The organism is Saccharopolyspora sp. (assembly GCF_017434145.1).
GTDB classification, from domain to species: Bacteria; Actinomycetota; Actinomycetes; order Mycobacteriales; family Pseudonocardiaceae; genus Saccharopolyspora_C; species Saccharopolyspora_C galaxeae.
Genome location: NZ_JAFRFW010000266.1, coordinates 1 through 2,424 on the forward strand (window position 1 = coordinate 1; position 2,424 = coordinate 2,424).

General features: G+C 71.0%; 4 protein-coding genes. All 4 read left to right on the plus strand.

Annotated features, from left to right (window positions below; all coding sequences use genetic code 11):
- Positions 1–579 precede the first annotated feature (579 nt).
- Positions 580–876, plus strand: a complete 297-nt coding sequence (locus IJH84_RS07495; RefSeq protein ID WP_200071746.1) for a WXG100 family type VII secretion target — start codon at positions 580–582, stop codon at positions 874–876.
- A 58-nt stretch (positions 877–934) separates the two neighbouring features.
- Complete coding sequence (locus tag IJH84_RS07500) at positions 935–1,702, plus strand: hypothetical protein (protein ID WP_200071747.1); 768 nt, start codon at positions 935–937, stop codon at positions 1,700–1,702.
- Positions 1,695–1,895: a hypothetical protein gene (locus IJH84_RS07505; RefSeq protein ID WP_200071748.1), complete on the plus strand. Its 201-nt coding sequence runs from the start codon at positions 1,695–1,697 to the stop codon at positions 1,893–1,895. The genes IJH84_RS07500 and IJH84_RS07505 overlap by 8 nt, the downstream gene beginning before the upstream one ends.
- Positions 1,896–1,990: 95 nt before the next feature.
- Positions 1,991–2,424, plus strand: a 434-nt coding sequence (locus tag IJH84_RS07510; protein ID WP_295141952.1) for a putative T7SS-secreted protein, incomplete at its 3' end; no start/stop codon positions are given.

The window sequence follows — 2,424 nt, forward strand, 5'->3', positions numbered from 1 at the left end:
GCCCCGACGGCGGCGTGGGGCCCTGCTGCCTGCGCGGTGCCTGCCGCTGAGCCGCCGGTCCCGAATTACCTGCGCCGTTTCCGCCACCTGCACCGTTTCCGTTGGGCGGAGCATTGCGCTTGTCGTCCTGCGGCGGCGCGCGACGGGTGGCCGCATCGCCCGCGGCCGGACGCCACTGGCCCTCCGGCCGATGGGGCGGCCCTGACTGCTGTGGTCCCATCGTCACCCTTTCGTCGCCCGCACCGGAGCGGCGACCTTCCCCAGCATGTCGTCGCCTCCCCCGGCGAATCGTCGCCCCGTCGAATGCGGCCCGGATGCTACCGAGCCCGCACTCGCCTTCGGAGTCTCGGGCACGCGCCGGGACTCAAGTACCCGCACACCGCAGATTGAGCTGAACGGAGCAACGCGACTGCGCCGTCCGGCGGCGCGCGCAGGTGTTCATCGCGGTCGAGCGAGTCGCGATCGGACGGAATCGGTCCTGTTGCGACGAACTCACCCGAAACCGCCTCGGACGAGGCCGACCGTGCCCTACAGTACAGTGCGGCACTCGGCGCGATCACCGCTGGAGAGGAGGCATCCGTGACGTACGTGCAGTATCCGTACGAGCAGCTGACCAAGCTCGGCACCGAGCTGGACACGCTCAACGAGGAACTCAAGCAGGACCACCACGGTGCCCGGGACGTCGAAGGACTCGACGGCGAGGACCACGCGAACATCATCTCCGCCATCGAGGGCTTCCAGGACGAGTGGAACTCCAGCCTGCTCGACCTGGAGAGCAAGCTCGGCGAGACCGGCAAGCTCACCAAGCAGATCGGGCAGCTGGCCCAGCAGACCGACTCCGAGCTGGCCACCAAGTTCCGCGGCGGCAAGCAGTAACGCGATCAAGCCCGCCGACCACGCGCGGCGAACGGACCAGCAGAAAGGGCACGCAGGTATGGCCGGGCCGCTCCCGGGGGCCGAGCTGACGCTCAACCACGACAGCTCGCACCCGCCGTTCGAATGGTCGGTGGGCATCCCGTCCGACTGGGCGATGGTCGACACCGCTCCGGCCACGTGGCGGGTCTCGGCCGAGCGCCTCATCGACTTCAAGTTCGGCGGCCGCAAGCTGCCCGCCGCCGAGCGCCGCACCGTGTTCGGCTGGATCGAGCACATCGTCGCCGAGTCGCAGCGCGCGGGAACGATCCTGTGCGTGATGCAGTTCGGCAAGCTCTCCACCGGCGAACTCGGCTCCGCCGGGGTGCACCTGCTCTGGCACGACACCGGCGACAAACCGGCGGGGCTGGACCAGGTGCGCGACATGCTGCCGGAGAACGCGGACACCACGCTGCTGGAGACCCGGACCGGGGCGGCGATCCTCGCCCAGGACCGGTCCTCGCTGATCCCGCCCGGGTTCCGCACTCGGGTGAGCATGCAGAACTACCAGATCTTCCTTCCCGTGCCGGGCACGACGTGGATGCTGCTGCTGTCGTCGGCGACGGCGCAGCCGGAGATGGAGCGGGTGACCTACGAGGTCATCAGCGCGATGGCGCACAGCGTGCTCACCGCTACCCCGGACGCGCCCGCCGAGTCCGGCAGCGACTCCGCCGACTCCGCGGGGGATGGTTTCGTGGCCGTCGACAAGCCGTCGGCACCGGGAGTCGCCCGCGGCTTCGGCACCCTGGTCCAGCGCCGCTCGCCGTCCGGGGAGGCCGAGCATGGTTGATCAACGCAGCAAGATCGTCCTGCAGGCGCACGCGCTGCGAGCCGGCCAGACCAAGGCCGCGCTGCTGCACGGGTCGCGCTACGCCCCGGCGGATCTGCGCCGCCCCACCCCGGCGATCTGGGGCGGGCTCGCGCTCGCCGGGCTGGTGGTGGCGGTCGTGATCGTGCTCGCGGTCCTCGGCGTCGGCGGATAACGGCGCGCCCCCTCGGACTCCGCAAGGCGGTGCGCGCCGCCGGAGTCGAGTCGAGCCCCTGCTGTCGGTTTCCGGCGAAGATCTGGAGAACTACTGTGGCCACCGAGTTTCCGGCGCACCTGTTCCGGATGGGCGGCTCCCCCGAAGCGATCCGCACCGCACAAGCGGCCTACCGCCGCTTCGGGCAGAACTCGTCCGCCGCGGCCGACCGCGTCACCGGGATGGACACCGGCCAGTTCGTCGGGCCGGAGGCCGACCAGTTCCGGGAGAAGGTCGACTCGGAGATCCCGCCGCACCTGCGGGTGACCGGCGAGGCGTTCACCAAGGTCGCCACCGCGCTGGGCGGCTTCGCGTCCCAGCTGACCGATCTGCAGGGCGGGATGCGGCCGGTCGCCGATCAAGCCCCGGCAGCCTGGGAACGCTTGCAGGCGGCCAAGAACTCGCTGGCCGATGCCCAGGCGGCCGATCAGCACCACGCCCGGGCGCAGCAGCAGGCGATGCAGCAGCACCAGCAGGCGCTCGCCGACGC

What these genes read in the sequence shown, in the direction of transcription:
- IJH84_RS07500 (WP_200071747.1), top strand. Translation starts at nt 935, where the DNA reads ATGGCCGGGCCGCTCCCGGGGGCCGAGCTGACGCTCAACCACGACAGC.
- IJH84_RS07505 (WP_200071748.1), top strand. Translation starts at nt 1,695, where the DNA reads ATGGTTGATCAACGCAGCAAGATCGTCCTGCAGGCGCACGCGCTGCGA.